Below are 14,732 nucleotides of genomic sequence, written 5' to 3'. Positions count from 1 at the left end.
GACGGCCGCGGCACCGGCGCCCGGCCCCTCCGCAGGGCGGCCGCGGGCGTTCAGAGGCCGTACCGTTCCGGCTTGGGAGTCCGTGACATCAGGAGCACGGCGGCCTCGCCGGGGGGCATCGCGTCGTGGACGACGGCCACCACCACCTCGGTGATCGGCATCTCCACGTCGTGTTTCCTGGCCAGTTCGAGGACCGAATCGCAGGACTTGACGCCCTCGGCGGTCTGCTTGGTGGCGGCGACGACCTCGGCCAGGGTCATCCCCCGCCCGAGGTTCTCCCCGAAGGTACGGTTCCTGGACAACGGGGACGTGCAGGTCGCCACCAGGTCGCCCATCCCGGCCAGGCCGGCGAAGGTGTGCGGGTCGGCGCCGAGCGCCGCGCCCAGCCGGGAGATCTCGGCCAGGCCGCGCGTCATCAGCATCGCCCTGACGTTGTCGCCCAGCCCCATCCCGGCCGCGACGCCGACCGCCAGCGCGATCACGTTCTTGACGGCCCCGCCCAGCTCCACGCCCACGACGTCGGGGTTGGTGTAGGGACGGAACCACGGCGGCAGGTGGCAGGCCGCCTGGAGGCGTTCCATGGCCCGCTCGTCGGTGCAGGCGACCACGGTCGCGGCGGGCTGGCCGCGGACGATCTCGCCGACCAGGTTGGGCCCCGACACCACCGCGACCCGCTCCTGGGGCACCTCGGCGACCTCGCAGATCACCTCGCTCATCCGCTTGGTGGTGCCGAGCTCGATGCCCTTCATGAGGCTGACGAGCAGCGCATCGGACGGCAGGTACGGTTTCCAGCCGGTCAGGTTCTCGCGCAGCGTCTGGGAGGGCACCGCGAGGACCACGAAGTCGGCCCCGTCCAGGGCCTCGGCCGGGTCGGTCGTCGCGCGCAGGGCCTCGGGCAGCACGGCGCCGGGCAGGTAGTCGGGGTTCTCGTGACGACGATTGATCGCCTCGACGACTTCCGCCCGCCGGCCCCACAGCGTCGTCCGGACGCCCGTCCCGGTGAGGATCATGCCGAACGTCGTGCCCCACGAACCCGTGCCGAATACAGCCGCCTTGGTCATTTCATCACCGTACGCCGAAGTCAGTTGTCAGAAGGCCGCTTGAAGGGCGTCTCCGGCGGCTTCTCCCCGCGGATCTCGGCGAGCTGGGCCGTGATCGCCGCCATGATGTCGGCGGTCGCCTCGCGCAGCACGTCGGCGTGGGGGGGCTGCCCGTCGTACTTCGACAGGTCGACCGGCGGCCCGGGGAGCACGTGGAAGGTCTTGCGCGGCAGCAGCCTGGGCCGTTTGCTGCCGTAGGGCAGGATCTTCTGGGCACCCCAGTGCGCGACGGGGACCACCGGCGCGCCGGTCTCCAGGGCGAGCCGGGCCGCGCCGGTCTTGCCCTCCATCGGCCAGAACTCCGGGTCGCGGGTGCAGGTGCCCTCCGGATAGAACATGACGCACGCCCCCGCGGCGAGCCTGCGCCGCGACTCCTCCAGTGAGCGCGCCGCGTCGGCGCTCCCCCGGTAGACCGGGATGGCCTGCAGCGACCGCACCATGTGACCGAGCACCGGCACCGAGAAGAGGCCCGACTTTGCGAGAATCACCGGCCATCGCCCGTTGTTGTAGAGGAAGTGCGCGACCAGGATGGGGTCCAGCCAGGACAGGTGGTTGGTCACCATGATGATCCCGCCTGTCTTGGGCAGGAGGTCGGCGCGACGCCAGTCCTTCTTGACCAGGAGCCAGGAGATCGGCTTGACGATCGCGACGGCAAAGGCGACCCAGAATCGCGATGGCCACCCGGGGCGTCTCATGGGCTCCTCCATATGAGCGGTATGCGTCCCAAGTCTCCCCGTTGGTTCCCGAGAATGTCGAGGCACGATGCTTAAGGCTATGCCTGATCCGGACAGTTCGGACTGGACCCTCGTCGTTCCGGTCAAGACCCTGGTCGCCGCCAAGACCCGGCTGTCGGCGGCGGCCGGGCCGCACCGCGCCGCCCTCGCCGTGGCCATCGCCTGTGACACCGTGGCGGCGGCGCTGCGCTGCCCGCTCGTCGCGCGGGTGGTCGTGGTGACGGGTGATCCGGTGGCGGCCGACGCGCTCGCCGGGGTCGGCGCACACGTGGTCGGTGATCCGGAGGCGGGGCTGAACGCGGCTCTGCGGCACGGTGCCGCGGAGGCGGTGCGGCTGACGCCCGGCACCCCGGTCGGCGCGCTCCAGGCCGACCTGCCGGCGCTGCGCCCCGCCGAGCTCGCCCGGGTGCTCGCCGCGGCGGCGGAGTTCGACCAGATGTTCCTGCCCGACGCCGCCGAGGTCGGCACGACCTTCTACGGGGTGCGGCCCGGCCTCCCGTTCAGGCCGGGGTTCGGCGGCCGGTCGCGTGACCGTCACCTGAGGCGCGGCGCCAAGGAACTCTGCCTGGACGGGGTCGACTCGGTCCGCCGTGACGTGGACACCCCGGACGACCTCCGTCTGGCCCTCGCTCTCGGCGTCGGCCCCCGCACACTCGTGATGGCGGAGAGAATCCGCGAGTGGGCGGTCCGGGGGTGAACGCGGCGGGGAGCCCTCGACCGGAAGGCCCCCGTCGCGCGGCTTCCGGCCCCGTCCCCGGCTCCCGTCAGGGGCTACGCTGGGCGTGTGCAGGCGACGGTGCGGACCTTCGACCCGGCGACCAGATCGGGGTCGGTCTTTCTGGACGACGGGACCGAGATCCCGTTCGGTGCGGCGGCGTTCGACGCGGGGCCGCTGCGGCTGCTCAGGTCCGGACAGCGGGTCAACATCGTCATGGACGGCGGCGAGATCGCTTACATCACCCTGTCGACCTTCCCCGTACCCGGCGAGGTCCCGGGGCGGTCCTGAGGTGACGGCCGGGGAGGCCGCGGGCACTCCCGGGGGGAACGGCCCGTGCGCCGCCCGGGAGGAACCCGGCCCGTACCGGCCCGCCCCGGAGATCCGGGAGACGGCGCGGGCGGCCCGGAAAGGCCGAACGCCCGGCTCTCCCGTTCAGGACGGGGGCCGGGCGCCCGCGTGAGGTCCTACTTCTTCTTGCCGGCCTTCTTGCCGCCGGTGTTGACGAGCTCCTTGAAGTCGGAGCCCGGCCGGAACTTCGGCGCCCAGCTCTCGGCGACGTTGATCTCGGCACCTGTCGAAGGGTTGCGGGCCGTGCGGGCCGGCTTGTGCACCATCTCGAAGGCGCCGAACCCCGTGATGGAGACCTTGTCGCCGTTGGCGACGGCCGTCTGGATGGCGTCGAGCACCGCGTTCACGGCCTCGGTGGCCGTCTTCTTGTCGCCCACCCGATCCGCGATGGCGTCGACGAGTTCCTTCTTGTTCATAAGGTTGCTCCCCCTGTTACCGATGTCCGGGAGTGGGTCACGAGGCAGAAAACCCGTCTCACCCGATTTGGTTACGGCGCGGGGTCTCATCACGGATGCCACATCGTCGATCACGGTGCGAAACCCCTTGCCCGCTTGAAATTAGGGGACGGAGCCGTATGACTCAATCACCTTCCGCAATGTTTCCAGCACTTGACGTATCTGAAACCAGGACATCTAGGTTGAGAAGGAACAAATTAAGACGGGCGGCGGCGTGATCAAGGTCGCGTTTGGCCACGTCGCAGATGGCGAGGAGGCGCCTGGCAAGGCGTTTTCTCTCCTCGGAGGGGACGGGCAGGGCGCGGACGCGGCGGTGCGCATCGCGCAACCGCCGCGCCAGTTCGTCTTCTGAACGCGTCAGACGGTCGTCGGCAGCCATGGCTGCCGCCCATTCTCGTATGCCGCGATGTCGTCCGCGTTGCGGAGGGTCAGCCCGATGTCGTCCAGGCCCTCCATCAGCCGCCAGCGGGTGTAGTCGTCGATCTCGAACGCAACGGCCCGGCCGCCCCAGCGGACCTCGCGGTTCTCCAGGTCGACGGTGATCTCCAGGGCGGGGTCGGCCTCCACCTCGTCGTGCAGGGTGTCGACGACGTCACCCGGCAGCACGACCGGGAGCAGGCCCATCTTGGTGGAGTTGTTGCGGAAGATGTCGCCGAACCGGGCGGCGATCACGACGCGGAACCCGTACTGCTGGAGCGCCCAGACCGCGTGCTCGCGCGAGGAGCCGGTGCCGAAGTCGGGGCCGGCGAGCAGGATCGAGGCGCCCCGGTGGGCGGGGTTGTTCAGGACGAAGTCGGGGTCCTCGCGCCAGGCGGAGAACAGGCCCTTCTCGAAGCCGGTCCGGCTGACCTGCTTGAGCCAGACGGCGGGGATGATCTGGTCGGTGTCGACGTTGCTCCGGCGCAGCGGCACGGCCCGGCCGGTGTGGGTGACGAAGGCTTCCATGGTGCGAGCTCCTTACAGGTCGGCGGGCGCGGTCAGTTTGCCGGTGACGGCGGTCGCTGCGGCGACCTGCGGGGACACGAGGTGCGTACGGCCGCCCTTGCCCTGGCGTCCCTCGAAGTTGCGGTTGGAGGTGGAGGCGCTGCGCTCGCCGGGGGCGAGGGTGTCGGGGTTCATGCCCAGGCACATCGAGCAGCCCGCCTCACGCCACTCGGCGCCGGCGGCCTTGAAGACCTCGTCCAGCCCCTCCTGCTCGGCCTGGAGCTTGACCAGCATCGAGCCGGGGACGATCAGCGTGCGGGTGACGACCTTGCGGCCCCGCAGCACCTCGGCCGCGGCCCGCAGGTCCTCCAGACGGCCGTTGGTGCAGGAGCCCACGAAGACCGTGTCCACCTCGACGTCGCGGAGCGGCGTGCCGGCGGCCAGGCCCATGTACTCCAGGGCGCGCCTGGCGGCGGCCGGGTCGGGGGTGTCCTCCGGGTTCGGCACGGAGGTGCCCAGCGGGGCCCCCTGGCCCGGGTTGGTGCCCCAGGTGACGAACGGGGTCAGCGTCGAGGCGTCGATCTCCACGACGGTGTCGAAGACGGCGTCCTCGTCGGTGACGAGCGACTTCCAGTACTCGACCGCGGCGTCCCAGTCGGCGCCGGACGGCGCGTGCGGGCGGCCCTTGAGGTATTCGAAGGTGGTCTCGTCCGGGGCGATCATGCCCGCGCGGGCGCCCGCCTCGATGGACATGTTGCAGACGGTCATCCGGCCCTCCATGGAGAGCTTGCGGATGGCCTCGCCGCGGTACTCGATGATGTGACCCTGGCCGCCACCGGTGCCGATCTTGGCGATGATCGCCAGGATCAGGTCCTTGGCGGTGACCCCGAACGGCAGCTCGCCGGAGACCTCGATGGCCATCGTCTTGGGCCGGTAGGCCGGCAGCGTCTGCGTGGCGAGCACGTGCTCGACCTCGGAGGTGCCGATGCCGAAGGCGATGCCGCCGAAGGCGCCGTGGGTGGAGGTGTGAGAATCGCCACACACGATCGTCATGCCGGGCTGGGTGAGGCCGAACTGCGGGCCGATGATGTGCACCACGCCCTGGCCGGCGTCGCCCATCGGGTGCAGCCGGACGCCGAACTCCGCGCAGTTCTTGCGCAGCGTCTCGACCTGCACGCGCGACACCGGGTCGTCGATGGGACCACGCACGGTCGGGACGTTGTGGTCCTCGGTGGCGATCGTGAGCTCGGGCCTGCGGACGGACCGCCCGGCCATGCGCAGGCCGTCGAACGCCTGCGGGCTGGTCACCTCGTGAATCAGGTGAAGGTCGATGTAGAGCAGATCAGGCTCTCCCTCAGCACGTCGCACGACGTGCTGCTCCCAGACCTTCTCCGCGAGCGTGCGGCCCATGTCGCCTCCTTGCGATCGGCTGTTCCACCACCCACTTGCTTTCTCATATGTCGAGACGGCAGTATCGGTGTATGGACAACTCTAGCGGAGTCGGCGTACTCGACAAGGCCGTTCTGGTGCTCAACGCCCTTGAAGCCGGCCCGGCGTCTCTCGCCCAGCTCGTGCAGGCCACCGGCCTGGCCCGCCCCACGGCCCACCGGCTGGCCGTCGCGCTGGAGCACCACCGCATCGTCTCGCGCGACACTCAGGGCAGGTTCGTTCTCGGTCCGCGACTGTCCGAGTTGTCCACCGCCGCGGGGGAGGACCGGCTCCTGGCCGTCGCCGGCCCGGTGCTGACCCAGCTGCGGGACCTGACCGGGGAAAGCGCGCAACTTTACCGGCGCCAGGGCGATGAGCGGGTCTGCGTGGCCGCCGCCGAGCGCGCGAGCGGGCTGCGCGACACCGTGCCGGTCGGCTCGGCCCTGCCGATGATCGCCGGTTCCGCCGCGCAGATCCTCCTGGCCTGGGAGGAGCCCGACCGCCTGCACCGGGGGCTGCGCGGCGCCAAGTTCACCGCGGCCACGCTGGCGAGCGTCCGGCGCCGGGGCTGGGCGCACAGCGTCGGCGAGCGCGAGCAGGGCGTGGCCAGCGTCTCGGCGCCGATCAGGGGCACGGGCGGCAAGGTGGTGGCCGCGGTGTCGGTCTCCGGCCCGATCGAGCGCCTGACCCGCACTCCGGGCCGGCTGCACGCCGCCCCGGTGGTCAGCGCCGCCGAGCGGATCACCGAGTCGATGCGCCGGGCCAACTGACCCGCCCGAAGGGCGCTGTCAGGGGGATATGAGGAGGCGAGCATCCCTGCGGCCCCCTAGGCTGGGTAGGTGACAGATCGCATCGAGGCAGCCGCCGCTGAACTGCGTCCCCTGCTCCAAGATTTCATCCTCTGGGCGCGGGAGAACGCGCCCGGGAGCGACTCCAACCTGGTCGGCTCCGTCGCGCTGTGGCACCGGCTGATCGCCTCCGACGACGTCGGGCGGTGGAGGCGGTCCGATCTGCGCACGGTGCTCCTCGACCGCATGCCCCAGGTCGTCGAGGACCCCGACGCGGCGGCCGACGGCATGATGCCGGCGGTCCGCGCCTACCTGACCTTCCTGTCGGACTCCGGCCGCCTGGCCAAGGGCTCGTCGCCGCTGCGCGACCTGCTCGCCGAGCTCGACCGCCTTGAGGACGACTTCGTCGACGCGATGGAGGAACTCGCCGCCGAAGACGAGGACGACGACGAGTACGACGAGGAGGAACCGGAAGGCCTGGGCGACTTCGAGCCGTTCGCCGAGGAGCTCGCCGAGCTGCCGACGATCCGGCTCCGCCCCGACTCCGAACTGGCCGAGGCGGCCCGTCGCGCTCCCCTGATCATCAAGGCCCGCGATCTCGCGGTCTGGGTCGGGACCGAGCGCCGGGTGGGCGAGACGAGCCTGCTCACCGACGCCGAGATCGCCGAGGCGCTGGGGGTGCTGGGGCTCTCCGCCCCCGCCGGGACGGAGCCGCCGGCCGCCGACTCCGTCCCCGCGCTCTGGAACATCTGGAACCTCGCCATCGACCTCGACTTCCTCCAGCCCGAGGGGGAGGACACCGTCAGCGTCGACCCCGACGCCGCGGAGTGGCCCTTCGAGGAGGACGACGACGCCCTCGACGCGTGGCTGGCGGGCCTGCACTCGGTCGACTACGGCGACCCCGAGCTGGAGGACGAGGAGGCCACGATCGCCCTGTCCGGGCTGACCAGGGCGCTGCTGATCCGGGTGCTGCTGGCCACGGGCTCCAAGCCGCTGGCCGAGCTCCGCACCGAGCTGGCCGAGGCCGCCGCGGAGTACGACGACCTGGGCACCGAGGCCTGGGCCGCCGCCGCCGCGCGCTACGGCGACCCGCTCAACCCGGTGCTCGACTGGCTCGCCGGGTACGGCATGGTCGAGGTCGAGCACGACCAGGTGCGCCTGACGCCGCTCGGCATGGAGGGCGTGGTCCACCTGGTGGACGACGCCGACATCGAGCTGGACGCCCGGCCCGCCATCGACGCGATGACGGCCCTGGACCTGCTCACGTTCAGCGCCGAGCTGCCCGAGGAGGAGGCGGACGCCGAGTTCGCCGCCTGGCTGGAGCTGCGCTCCCCCGAGCAGGCCGCCCGCGACCTGCTGGAGGCCGCCGCCGAGGACGACTCGGACGCCCTCGTCCGGGTCCAGGCGGCCAGCATGGTCGGCTCGCTCGGCGAGGTGGCCGTGCCCGCCTGGCGCGCCGCCCTCGGCGAGCCCTCCCTGCACCCGTACGCGGCCACCCACCTGGCCCAGCTCGGCGTCGAGGACGCCCCGCAGCCCACCCAGGCCGACACGCACTGGCTGATCCTCGACATGCTGACCATCTCGGCGGGCCTGGGCCGGCCGGAGTTCGTCAGCAGCCTCGACGACATCGGCACCGACCTCGTCGGCCTGCTCGATGTGATCTGGAAGGTGCCCCACCCGCACCTGGAGGAGCTGCTGGAGGCGATCGGCAAGGCCCACCCGGACAAGCAGGTGACCAAGGCCGCCAAACGGGCGCTGTTCAAGGCCCGCTCGGGGCACAACTAGCGCATCGGGAAGACGGCGCAGGTCGTGGTGGCGTGGGCGTACAGCTTGCCGTCCCCCTCCCCCACGACCTGCGCCTCCGCGGTGGCGATGGTCCGGCCGACGTGCAGGGTCCTCGCCTCGCACCGTAGCGGTCCGGTGTCGGCGAAGACCGGCCGGACCAGGTTCACCCCGAGCTGGGCGGTCGTGTACGCCTTCCCGGGCGGCAGCTCGGTCATGACCGCGCAGCCGAGGGCCGAGTCGAGCAGGGTGGCGAGATAGCCGCCGTGCACGCTCCCCAGCGGGTTGTAGAGATGCTCACCCGTCTCCCCCACGAAGACCGCCACACCGCGTTCCACGTGGGTGAGCCGGAAGCCGAGCGTGCCGGTGATCGGGGGCGGGGCGATCCGGCCGTCCACCAGCCGCTCCAGGAATTCGAGGCCCGACAGCTCCGCCACGTCGGCGGGGACGGTGGGCGACACCCACGAGTGGGTCCGTGAGATCGTGGGCCGGGTCTGCGGGGTCGTTGTCATGGGCTCCACCATCACGTAGGCGAGAATCGCGCCTCAAGTACAGATTCCGTACCTTGAGGCCTATGAATGAGTACGGGCAGTTCTGCGCCGTCGCCCGGGCGCTGGAGATCCTCGGCGAGCGCTGGACCCTGCTCGTGGTCCGCGAGCTGCTGCTGGGCTCGACCCGGTTCAACGAGATCCACCAGGGCCTGCCCCGCATCTCCAGGACGATGCTGTCGGCCCGGCTCCGCTCCCTGGAGAAGGCCGGGATCATCGAGCGGCGGGACCGCGCCTACGGCCTCACCCCGGCGGGCAAGGCGCTGGCCGGGCCGGTGCGGGCGCTGGGCGAGTGGGCGATGGAGTGGGACCGCCGCGAGCTGGCCCTCGACCCGCGCCTGCTCGCCTGGGATCTGCGCCGCCGGGTGCACCGCGACCGGCTCCCGGAGAACCTCACGGTGGTGGCGCTGAGCTTCCCCGAGGCCCACTGCTTCCTGCACGTGCGCCGCCCGAGGGTGGACCTGTGCGGGGAGTCCTACGGGCGGGCGGTGGACCTGCACGTGGAGGCCGACCTGAGGGCGCTCACCGAGTACTGGATCGGCGAGCGTTCGTGGGCCGACGTGACCCGCACCGGGGAGGTCCGGCTGACCGGCCCCGCCGAGCTGCGCCGGGCCTTCCCCACGTGGTTCTCCGGCTACCTGCTGGCCCGCACGTCGCCCGCGTAGGGAACCGGGCAGGGGACACCGTCCCGGACCCCGCTCCGGGCGGGACAGGGCCGTCTCAGGTCCCGCTCCGGGCAGGGGACGCCGTCTCAGGCTCGCTCCGGGCGGGACAGGGCCGTCCCGGACGCCGGTGGGGCGCGGAGCCCCCGTGCCCCACCGGCCGGCGAAGTGGCTGTCTCGCCCCCGTCGGGCTGCATTGCTCGCCGGGTGCCGGAGAGCTCCGCCCTCCGGCCGGGGGATGTGCCGCACGTCACATCGCGCGACGCTCGGGGAGAAGGCGCGGAACCCGGCAGGCAAGGGGCCGACATACGCGAAAACCCCCGGAAGCCGATGCTTCCGGGGGTTCGCAAGGTAGCCCCGACCGGATTCGAACCGGCGCTACCGCCTTGAGAGGGCGGCGTCCTAGGCCACTAGACGACGGAGCCTTGCGTTGACAACGTGGTAGTCCCGACCGGATTCGAACCGGCGTTACCGCCTTGAGAGGGCGGCGTCCTAGGCCACTAGACGACGGGACCGAGCACACTGTCGTCGGATTCGGAGGGGACCAAACCCGCAGCGTCTTCGCAGGAAGACGCAGCTGGGGTACCAGGACTCGAACCTAGAATAACTGAACCAGAATCAGTCGTGTTGCCAATTACACCATACCCCACCGCGCTGGACCCCCTTGCGGGGCTCGCTGGCGACTCCGAAAGAATAGCCCAGGTTCGGGGACAAGACCAAAACGATTACCGGCGGCCGGATCGCCGTGCCACCGGCGTGCCGTCCGGAGGCCCGCTGTGTAACGCTGCTGGGAGATCCGTCCGCCTGTGAGGAGTTTCCGCCTTGGCTGAGAACCCGTTCTTCGCCCCCAGCACGCTGCCCTACAAGCTGCCGCCGTTCGCGGAGATCAGGGAGGAGCACTACCTGCCCGCCTTCGAGCGTGGCATGGCCGACCAACTGCGCGAGGTGCAGGAGATCGCGGACAACCCCGAGCCGGCGACGTTCGCCAACACGATCGAGGCGCTGGAGCGCTCCGGGCAGATCCTGAAGCGGACCGCGACCGTCTTCATGAGCATCGCCTCCTCCGACACCACGGACGGCATCAGGGAGATCGAGACCGAGGTCTACCCCAAGCTGACCAAGCACGGTGACGCGATCCACCTGAACCGCCCCCTCTACGCGCGGATCAAGCAGGTGGTCACCGACGACCCCGAGGAGGCGTGGCTGCTGGAGAAGTACCGCGTCGACTTCGTCCGGGCCGGCGCCGACCTGTCCGAGACCGAGCAGGAGCGCCTGCGGGGGATCAACGAGGAGCTCACCCGGCTCGCCACGGCCTTCTCCCAGAACCTGCTGACCGCGTCCACCGCCTCGGCGCTGGTCGTCGAGGACGCCGGGCTGCTGGACGGGCTCTCCGAGAGCGCGATCAAGGCGATCGAGGAGGACGGCAAGTACGTCCTGCCGCTGCTCAACTTCACCAACCAGCCCGCGCTGGCCGAGCTGACCGACCGGGAGACGCGCCGGCGGCTGTACGAGCTCTCCGTCAACCGGGCTCCGGAGAACTTCGGGCTGGCCCTGAAGATGGCGACGCTCCGCGCCGAGCGGGCGGCCCTGCTCGGCTACCCCAGCCACGCCGCCTACACCGTCGCCGACCAGACGGCCAAGACCACCGACGCCGTCGAGGAGATGCTCGGCAAGCTGGTGGGCCCGGCGGTGGCCAACGCCCGCCGCGAGGCCGAGGCGCTGAGCGAGCAGGCCGGGTTCCCCATCGAACCGTGGGACTGGTCGTTCTACGCGGAGAAGGTGCGCAAGGCCCGCTACGACTTCGACGGCGCCGAACTGCGCCCGTACTTCGAGCTGGACCGGGTGCTGCGGGACGGCATCTTCCACGCCGCCGGCGAGCTGTACGGGATCACCTTCGCCGAACGGGACGACCTGGCCGGCTACCACCCGGACGTGCGGGTCTTCGAGGTCTCCGACGCCGGCGGAGCGCCGCTCGGCCTGTTCCTGTTCGACCCCTACGCCCGGCCCACCAAGCGTGGCGGCGCCTGGATGAACAACCTGGTGGACCAGTCGCACCTGCTCGGCGAGCGGCCCGTGGTGATGAACAACCTCAACATCACCAAGCCCGCCGAGGGCCCGACACTGCTGACCTTCGACGAGGTCAACACCGCCTTCCACGAGTTCGGCCACGCCCTGCACGGCCTGTTCTCCGACGTGCGCTTCCCACGGGTCTCCGGCACGGAGGTGCCGCGTGACTTCGTGGAGTACCCCTCACAGGTCAACGAGATGTGGGTCACCTGGCCGTCGGTCCTCGCCAACTTCGCCAGGCACCACGAGACCGGCGAGCCGGTGCCCGCGGAGCTCCTGGAGAAGATGAAGGCGGCCGAGAAGTTCAACCAGGGCTTCGCCACCGTCGAGTACCTGGCGGCGGCGCTCCTCGACTGGGCCTGGCACAAGCTGGCCGTCGGTGAGGACGTCGAGGACGTCCCGGCGTTCGAGGCCGCGGCCCTGGAGCGCGCCGGAATCGCCTTCGAGCTGGTCCGCCCGCGTTACCGGACGAACTACTTCGCCCACATCTTCTCCAGCGGCGTGGGCGGCTACAGCGCCGGCTACTACTCCTATATCTGGAGCGAGGTGCTCGACGCCGAGAGCGTGGAGTGGTTCAAGGAGAACGGGGGCCTCAGACGGGAGAACGGCGACCACTTCCGCTCCACCCTGCTCTCGGTCGGCGGCTCCAAGGACGTGATGGACGCCTTCCGCGACTTCCGGGGGCGCGACCCGCGCATCGAGCCCCTCCTGGAGCGCCGCGGCCTGCTGGCCTGACGGCGGCCGGGGCCGCGCCCGGCGGACACTCTCGCCGCGCCCGGCGGTCACGCTCACCGCGGAGCCGGGCCGATCGCCCGGCTCCGGCCCCGCGGCGCCGGACGTCTCCGCGCACGCCTCCACACCGGTATGTCCCGCGTTGGTGAACGTTCCGTACCGGTGGACATGGCCCGGACCGCGGCGGCCTCGGCCGCGGCGGTCCGGGCCGCCGGGCCTCAGCCGCCGAGTCTGGCCAGGGCGGCGCGCAGGCGCTCGACGGTGCGCTCACGCCCGAGGGCCTCGATCGACTCGAAGAGCGGCAGGCCCACGGTGCGGCCGGTGACGGCCACGCGGACGGGCGCCTGGGCCTTGCCGAGCTTGAGCCCGTGCTCGGCGCCGACCTCCTCCAGGGCGGTCTTCAGCGACTCGGGGTCCATGGCGACCGTCTCCAGCCGGGCCAGGTAGCCGGTGAGGATCTCCACCGCGGAGTTCTTCATGGCCTTGTCCCACGACGCCTGGTCGAAGACGGGCTCGTCCAGGAAGAGGAAGTCGACGTTGGCCGTGATCTCGGAGAGCACCGCGATGCGGGTCTGGGCCAGCTCGGCGACCCGGGCGAAGGTCGCGCGGTCCCAGTCGGGCGCGAGCCAGGGCTCGCAGCGGGCGATGAACTCCGCGAGAGGCAGCGCCCGGATGTACTCGCCGTTGAAGGCGCGCAGCTTCTTCTCGTCGAAGAAGGCCGGGGAGGGGTTGACGTCCTCCAGCCGGAACAGCGGGACCATCTCCGACCAGGGCATGATCTCCCGGTCGTCGCCCGGACCCCAGCCGAGCAGCATCAGGTAGTTGACCATCGCCTCGGCCAGGTAGCCCTCGTCGCGGTAGGACTCCAGGGCGACCTTGTCGCGGCGCTTGGACAGCTTCTGGCGCTTCTCGTTGACGATGACCGGCACGTGCGCCCAGGTGGGCGGGGCGACGCCGAGCGCCTCCCAGAGGAGCTGCTGCTTGGGCGTGTTGGACAGGTGCTCCTCGGCGCGGACCACGTGGGTGATCCGCATCTCGATGTCGTCGACCACGTTGGCCAGCACGAACAGCGGGGAGCCGTCGGCGCGGGCGATGACGAAGTCCTCCATCGCGTTGTTGGGGAACTCGACGGTGCCGCGGACCAGGTCCTCGACCACGGTGACGCCCTCGTCGGGGGTGCGGAAGCGGACCGCGCCCTCGGTCAGGCCGCGCTCGCGGCAGAAACCGTCGTAGCCCCTGTGCTCCGAGCCGGTGCGGGCCTTGACGTCGTCACGGGTGCACGTGCAGTAGTACGCCCGGCCGTCGGCGACGAGCTTGGCCGCAGCCTCGCGGTGCTGCTCCTCGTAGGACGACTGGAAGTAGGGGCCCTCGAAGGCGGGGTTGTCGCCGTTGATGCCGATCCAGGCGAGCGCCGAGACGATGCCCTCGGTCCACTCGGGCCGGTTGCGCGCGGCGTCGGTGTCTTCGATGCGGAGCACGAACCTGCCGCCGGACTGCTCGGCCAGGGCCCAGTTGAACAGCGCCGAACGGGCGCCGCCGACATGGAACATGCCGGTCGGCGAGGGGGCGAAACGAACCCTAATCACGCGAGACCACCCGGTTGGTGAGAGTGCCGATTCCTTCGATGGAGACGCTGACCTCGTCGCCGACGCTGAGCGGGCCGACCCCCTCGGGCGTCCCGGTGAGGATGACGTCGCCGGGGATCAGGGTCATGACCGCGCTCACGTGGGCGATCAGCGCGGGGATGTCGTACATGAGCTTGGAGGTGCGGGACTCCTGCCTGACCTCGCCGTTCACCGAGGTGGTGATGCCCACGTCGGACGGGTCGAGCTCGGTCTGGATCCACGGGCCGAGCGGGCAGAACGTGTCGAAGCCCTTGGCCCGGGTGAACTGCACGTCCTTCTTCTGCAGGTCTCTCGCCGTCACGTCGTTGGCGCAGGTGTAGCCGAAGACGACCTCGTGGGCCCGCTCGCGGGGCACCTCGCGGCAGAGCCTGCCGATCACCACGGCCAGTTCCCCCTCGAAGTCGACCCGTGCCGAGAGCCCGGTCGGGTAGGCGATGGCCTCGCCCGAGCCGATCACCGAGGTCGACGGCTTGAGGAACATCAACGGCTCGTCGGGAACTTCGCCGCCCATCTCCCTGGCGTGGTCGGCGTAGTTCTTGCCGATCGCGACGACCTTGCTGGGCAGCATCGGCGCGACCAGCTTGACCTGGGAGAGCGAGTAACGCTCGCCGGTGAGCTGGATCGGCCCGAACGGGTGCCCGGAGATCCCGGCGACGAACTCCTCCCCGGGGCCTCCCTCGACCACGCCGAACCCGACACCGTCACCTGTGGAGAACCTGGCTATACGCACATGACAAGGCTAGTCGCGGTCGCGGTCCGGCCGGACCGCGAGGGCCGCGGGCCCCTCGTGACGGCGGGACCGCACCCCGAGGCGGGACCGG

Annotated in this window: 15 protein-coding genes and 3 tRNA genes; 6 read left to right on the top strand and 12 right to left on the bottom strand. The window is 71.0% G+C overall.

Annotated elements, in window-relative coordinates; all coding sequences use genetic code 11:
• Positions 1-50: 50 nt before the first annotated feature.
• Entirely contained in the window at positions 51-1,061 is a 1,011-nt protein-coding gene (locus tag ABD841_RS03355; protein ID WP_344967698.1) for an NAD(P)H-dependent glycerol-3-phosphate dehydrogenase, read from the bottom strand.
• A gap of 20 nt (positions 1,062-1,081) precedes the next feature.
• The gene (locus ABD841_RS03350) at positions 1,082-1,795 is read right to left on the bottom strand and encodes a lysophospholipid acyltransferase family protein (RefSeq protein ID WP_344967696.1); all 714 of its coding nucleotides are present in this window, start codon (positions 1,793-1,795) and stop codon (positions 1,082-1,084) included.
• Positions 1,796-1,862: 67 nt separating this feature from the next.
• Here ABD841_RS03350 and cofC point away from each other — a divergent pair, with 67 nt between their 5' ends.
• Entirely contained in the window at positions 1,863-2,531 is a 669-nt protein-coding gene (gene cofC, locus ABD841_RS03345) for a 2-phospho-L-lactate guanylyltransferase (RefSeq protein ID WP_344967694.1), read from the top strand.
• Between the two features lie 87 nt (positions 2,532-2,618).
• A complete protein-coding gene (locus tag ABD841_RS03340; protein ID WP_344967692.1) occupies positions 2,619-2,840 on the top strand; it encodes a hypothetical protein in 222 nt (73 codons plus the stop codon).
• 176 nt (positions 2,841-3,016) lie between these two features.
• Here the strand turns inward: ABD841_RS03340 and ABD841_RS03335 are convergent, their stop codons facing one another.
• From ABD841_RS03335 to leuC, 4 genes are all read right to left on the bottom strand, one after another.
• The gene (locus tag ABD841_RS03335; protein ID WP_344967690.1) at positions 3,017-3,316 is read right to left on the bottom strand and encodes an HU family DNA-binding protein; all 300 of its coding nucleotides are present in this window, start codon (positions 3,314-3,316) and stop codon (positions 3,017-3,019) included.
• A 163-nt stretch (positions 3,317-3,479) separates the two neighbouring features.
• Complete coding sequence (locus tag ABD841_RS03330) at positions 3,480-3,734, bottom strand: SCO5555 family protein (RefSeq protein WP_344967688.1); 255 nt, start codon at positions 3,732-3,734, stop codon at positions 3,480-3,482.
• Entirely contained in the window at positions 3,713-4,300 is a 588-nt protein-coding gene (gene leuD, locus ABD841_RS03325) for a 3-isopropylmalate dehydratase small subunit (RefSeq protein ID WP_344967687.1), read from the bottom strand. Before leuD ends, ABD841_RS03330 begins: the two co-directional genes overlap by 22 nt.
• Before the next feature lie 12 nt (positions 4,301-4,312).
• Complete coding sequence (gene leuC, locus ABD841_RS03320; RefSeq protein ID WP_344967685.1) at positions 4,313-5,689, bottom strand: 3-isopropylmalate dehydratase large subunit; 1,377 nt, start codon at positions 5,687-5,689, stop codon at positions 4,313-4,315.
• A 71-nt stretch (positions 5,690-5,760) separates the two neighbouring features.
• Between leuC and ABD841_RS03315 the strand changes: the two genes are divergently transcribed.
• Together ABD841_RS03315 and ABD841_RS03310 are read left to right on the top strand one after the other, a co-directional pair.
• Positions 5,761-6,477: an IclR family transcriptional regulator gene (locus tag ABD841_RS03315; RefSeq protein ID WP_344967683.1), complete on the top strand. Its 717-nt coding sequence runs from the start codon at positions 5,761-5,763 to the stop codon at positions 6,475-6,477.
• 69 nt (positions 6,478-6,546) lie between these two features.
• Entirely contained in the window at positions 6,547-8,280 is a 1,734-nt protein-coding gene (locus tag ABD841_RS03310; protein WP_344967681.1) for a hypothetical protein, read from the top strand.
• Here the strand turns inward: ABD841_RS03310 and ABD841_RS03305 are convergent.
• Complete coding sequence (locus ABD841_RS03305; RefSeq protein ID WP_344967679.1) at positions 8,277-8,789, bottom strand: PaaI family thioesterase; 513 nt, start codon at positions 8,787-8,789, stop codon at positions 8,277-8,279. The two genes, ABD841_RS03310 and ABD841_RS03305, sit on opposite strands and share 4 nt — an antisense overlap.
• 62 nt (positions 8,790-8,851) lie before the next feature.
• Here ABD841_RS03305 and ABD841_RS03300 point away from each other — a divergent pair, with 62 nt between their 5' ends.
• Complete coding sequence (locus ABD841_RS03300) at positions 8,852-9,490, top strand: winged helix-turn-helix transcriptional regulator (RefSeq protein WP_344967677.1); 639 nt, start codon at positions 8,852-8,854, stop codon at positions 9,488-9,490.
• A 349-nt stretch (positions 9,491-9,839) separates the two neighbouring features.
• On the opposite strand, the gene ABD841_RS03295 is transcribed toward ABD841_RS03300, so the two are convergent.
• The 3 genes from ABD841_RS03295 to ABD841_RS03285 all read right to left on the bottom strand — a co-directional run bounded on the left by ABD841_RS03295 (position 9,840) and on the right by ABD841_RS03285 (position 10,136).
• Positions 9,840-9,912 (bottom strand) — tRNA-Glu (locus ABD841_RS03295).
• Positions 9,913-9,926: 14 nt separating this feature from the next.
• Positions 9,927-10,002: transfer RNA gene (locus ABD841_RS03290), tRNA-Glu, on the bottom strand.
• A 62-nt stretch (positions 10,003-10,064) separates the two neighbouring features.
• A tRNA-Gln gene (locus tag ABD841_RS03285) sits at positions 10,065-10,136 on the bottom strand.
• A gap of 173 nt (positions 10,137-10,309) precedes the next feature.
• Between ABD841_RS03285 and ABD841_RS03280 the strand changes: the two genes are divergently transcribed.
• Entirely contained in the window at positions 10,310-12,289 is a 1,980-nt protein-coding gene (locus tag ABD841_RS03280) for a M3 family metallopeptidase (RefSeq protein WP_344967675.1), read from the top strand.
• A 215-nt stretch (positions 12,290-12,504) separates the two neighbouring features.
• Here ABD841_RS03280 and gltX read toward each other — a convergent pair whose 3' ends face one another.
• Both gltX and ABD841_RS03270 read right to left on the bottom strand, forming a co-directional pair.
• Positions 12,505-13,836, bottom strand: a complete 1,332-nt coding sequence (gene gltX, locus ABD841_RS03275; RefSeq protein ID WP_344967855.1) for a glutamate--tRNA ligase — start codon at positions 13,834-13,836, stop codon at positions 12,505-12,507.
• 28 nt (positions 13,837-13,864) lie between these two features.
• A complete protein-coding gene (locus ABD841_RS03270) occupies positions 13,865-14,641 on the bottom strand; it encodes a fumarylacetoacetate hydrolase family protein (RefSeq protein WP_344967673.1) in 777 nt (258 codons plus the stop codon).
• Between the last annotated feature and the right edge of the window lie 91 nt (positions 14,642-14,732).

The sequence above is a fragment of the Streptosporangium fragile genome (assembly GCF_039534445.1).
Lineage (GTDB): Bacteria > Actinomycetota > Actinomycetes > Streptosporangiales > Streptosporangiaceae > Streptosporangium > Streptosporangium fragile.
This window is presented reverse-complemented; position numbering and strand designations above follow the sequence as displayed.

Excerpts from the sequence above, each read along its gene's own strand:
- ABD841_RS03355 (WP_344967698.1), bottom strand. The coding sequence starts at position 1,061 with ATGACCAAGGCGGCTGTATTCGGCACGGGTTCGTGGGGCACGACGTTC.
- ABD841_RS03350 (WP_344967696.1), bottom strand. The coding sequence starts at position 1,795 with ATGAGACGCCCCGGGTGGCCATCGCGATTCTGGGTCGCCTTTGCCGTC.
- cofC (WP_344967694.1), top strand. The coding sequence starts at position 1,863 with ATGCTTAAGGCTATGCCTGATCCGGACAGTTCGGACTGGACCCTCGTC.
- ABD841_RS03335 (WP_344967690.1), bottom strand. The coding sequence starts at position 3,316 with ATGAACAAGAAGGAACTCGTCGACGCCATCGCGGATCGGGTGGGCGAC.
- ABD841_RS03330 (WP_344967688.1), bottom strand. The coding sequence starts at position 3,734 with ATGGCTGCCGACGACCGTCTGACGCGTTCAGAAGACGAACTGGCGCGG.
- leuD (WP_344967687.1), bottom strand. The coding sequence starts at position 4,300 with ATGGAAGCCTTCGTCACCCACACCGGCCGGGCCGTGCCGCTGCGCCGG.
- leuC (WP_344967685.1), bottom strand. The coding sequence starts at position 5,689 with ATGGGCCGCACGCTCGCGGAGAAGGTCTGGGAGCAGCACGTCGTGCGA.
- ABD841_RS03315 (WP_344967683.1), top strand. The coding sequence starts at position 5,761 with ATGGACAACTCTAGCGGAGTCGGCGTACTCGACAAGGCCGTTCTGGTG.
- ABD841_RS03305 (WP_344967679.1), bottom strand. The coding sequence starts at position 8,789 with ATGACAACGACCCCGCAGACCCGGCCCACGATCTCACGGACCCACTCG.
- ABD841_RS03300 (WP_344967677.1), top strand. The coding sequence starts at position 8,852 with ATGAATGAGTACGGGCAGTTCTGCGCCGTCGCCCGGGCGCTGGAGATC.
- gltX (WP_344967855.1), bottom strand. The coding sequence starts at position 13,836 with ATGTTCCATGTCGGCGGCGCCCGTTCGGCGCTGTTCAACTGGGCCCTG.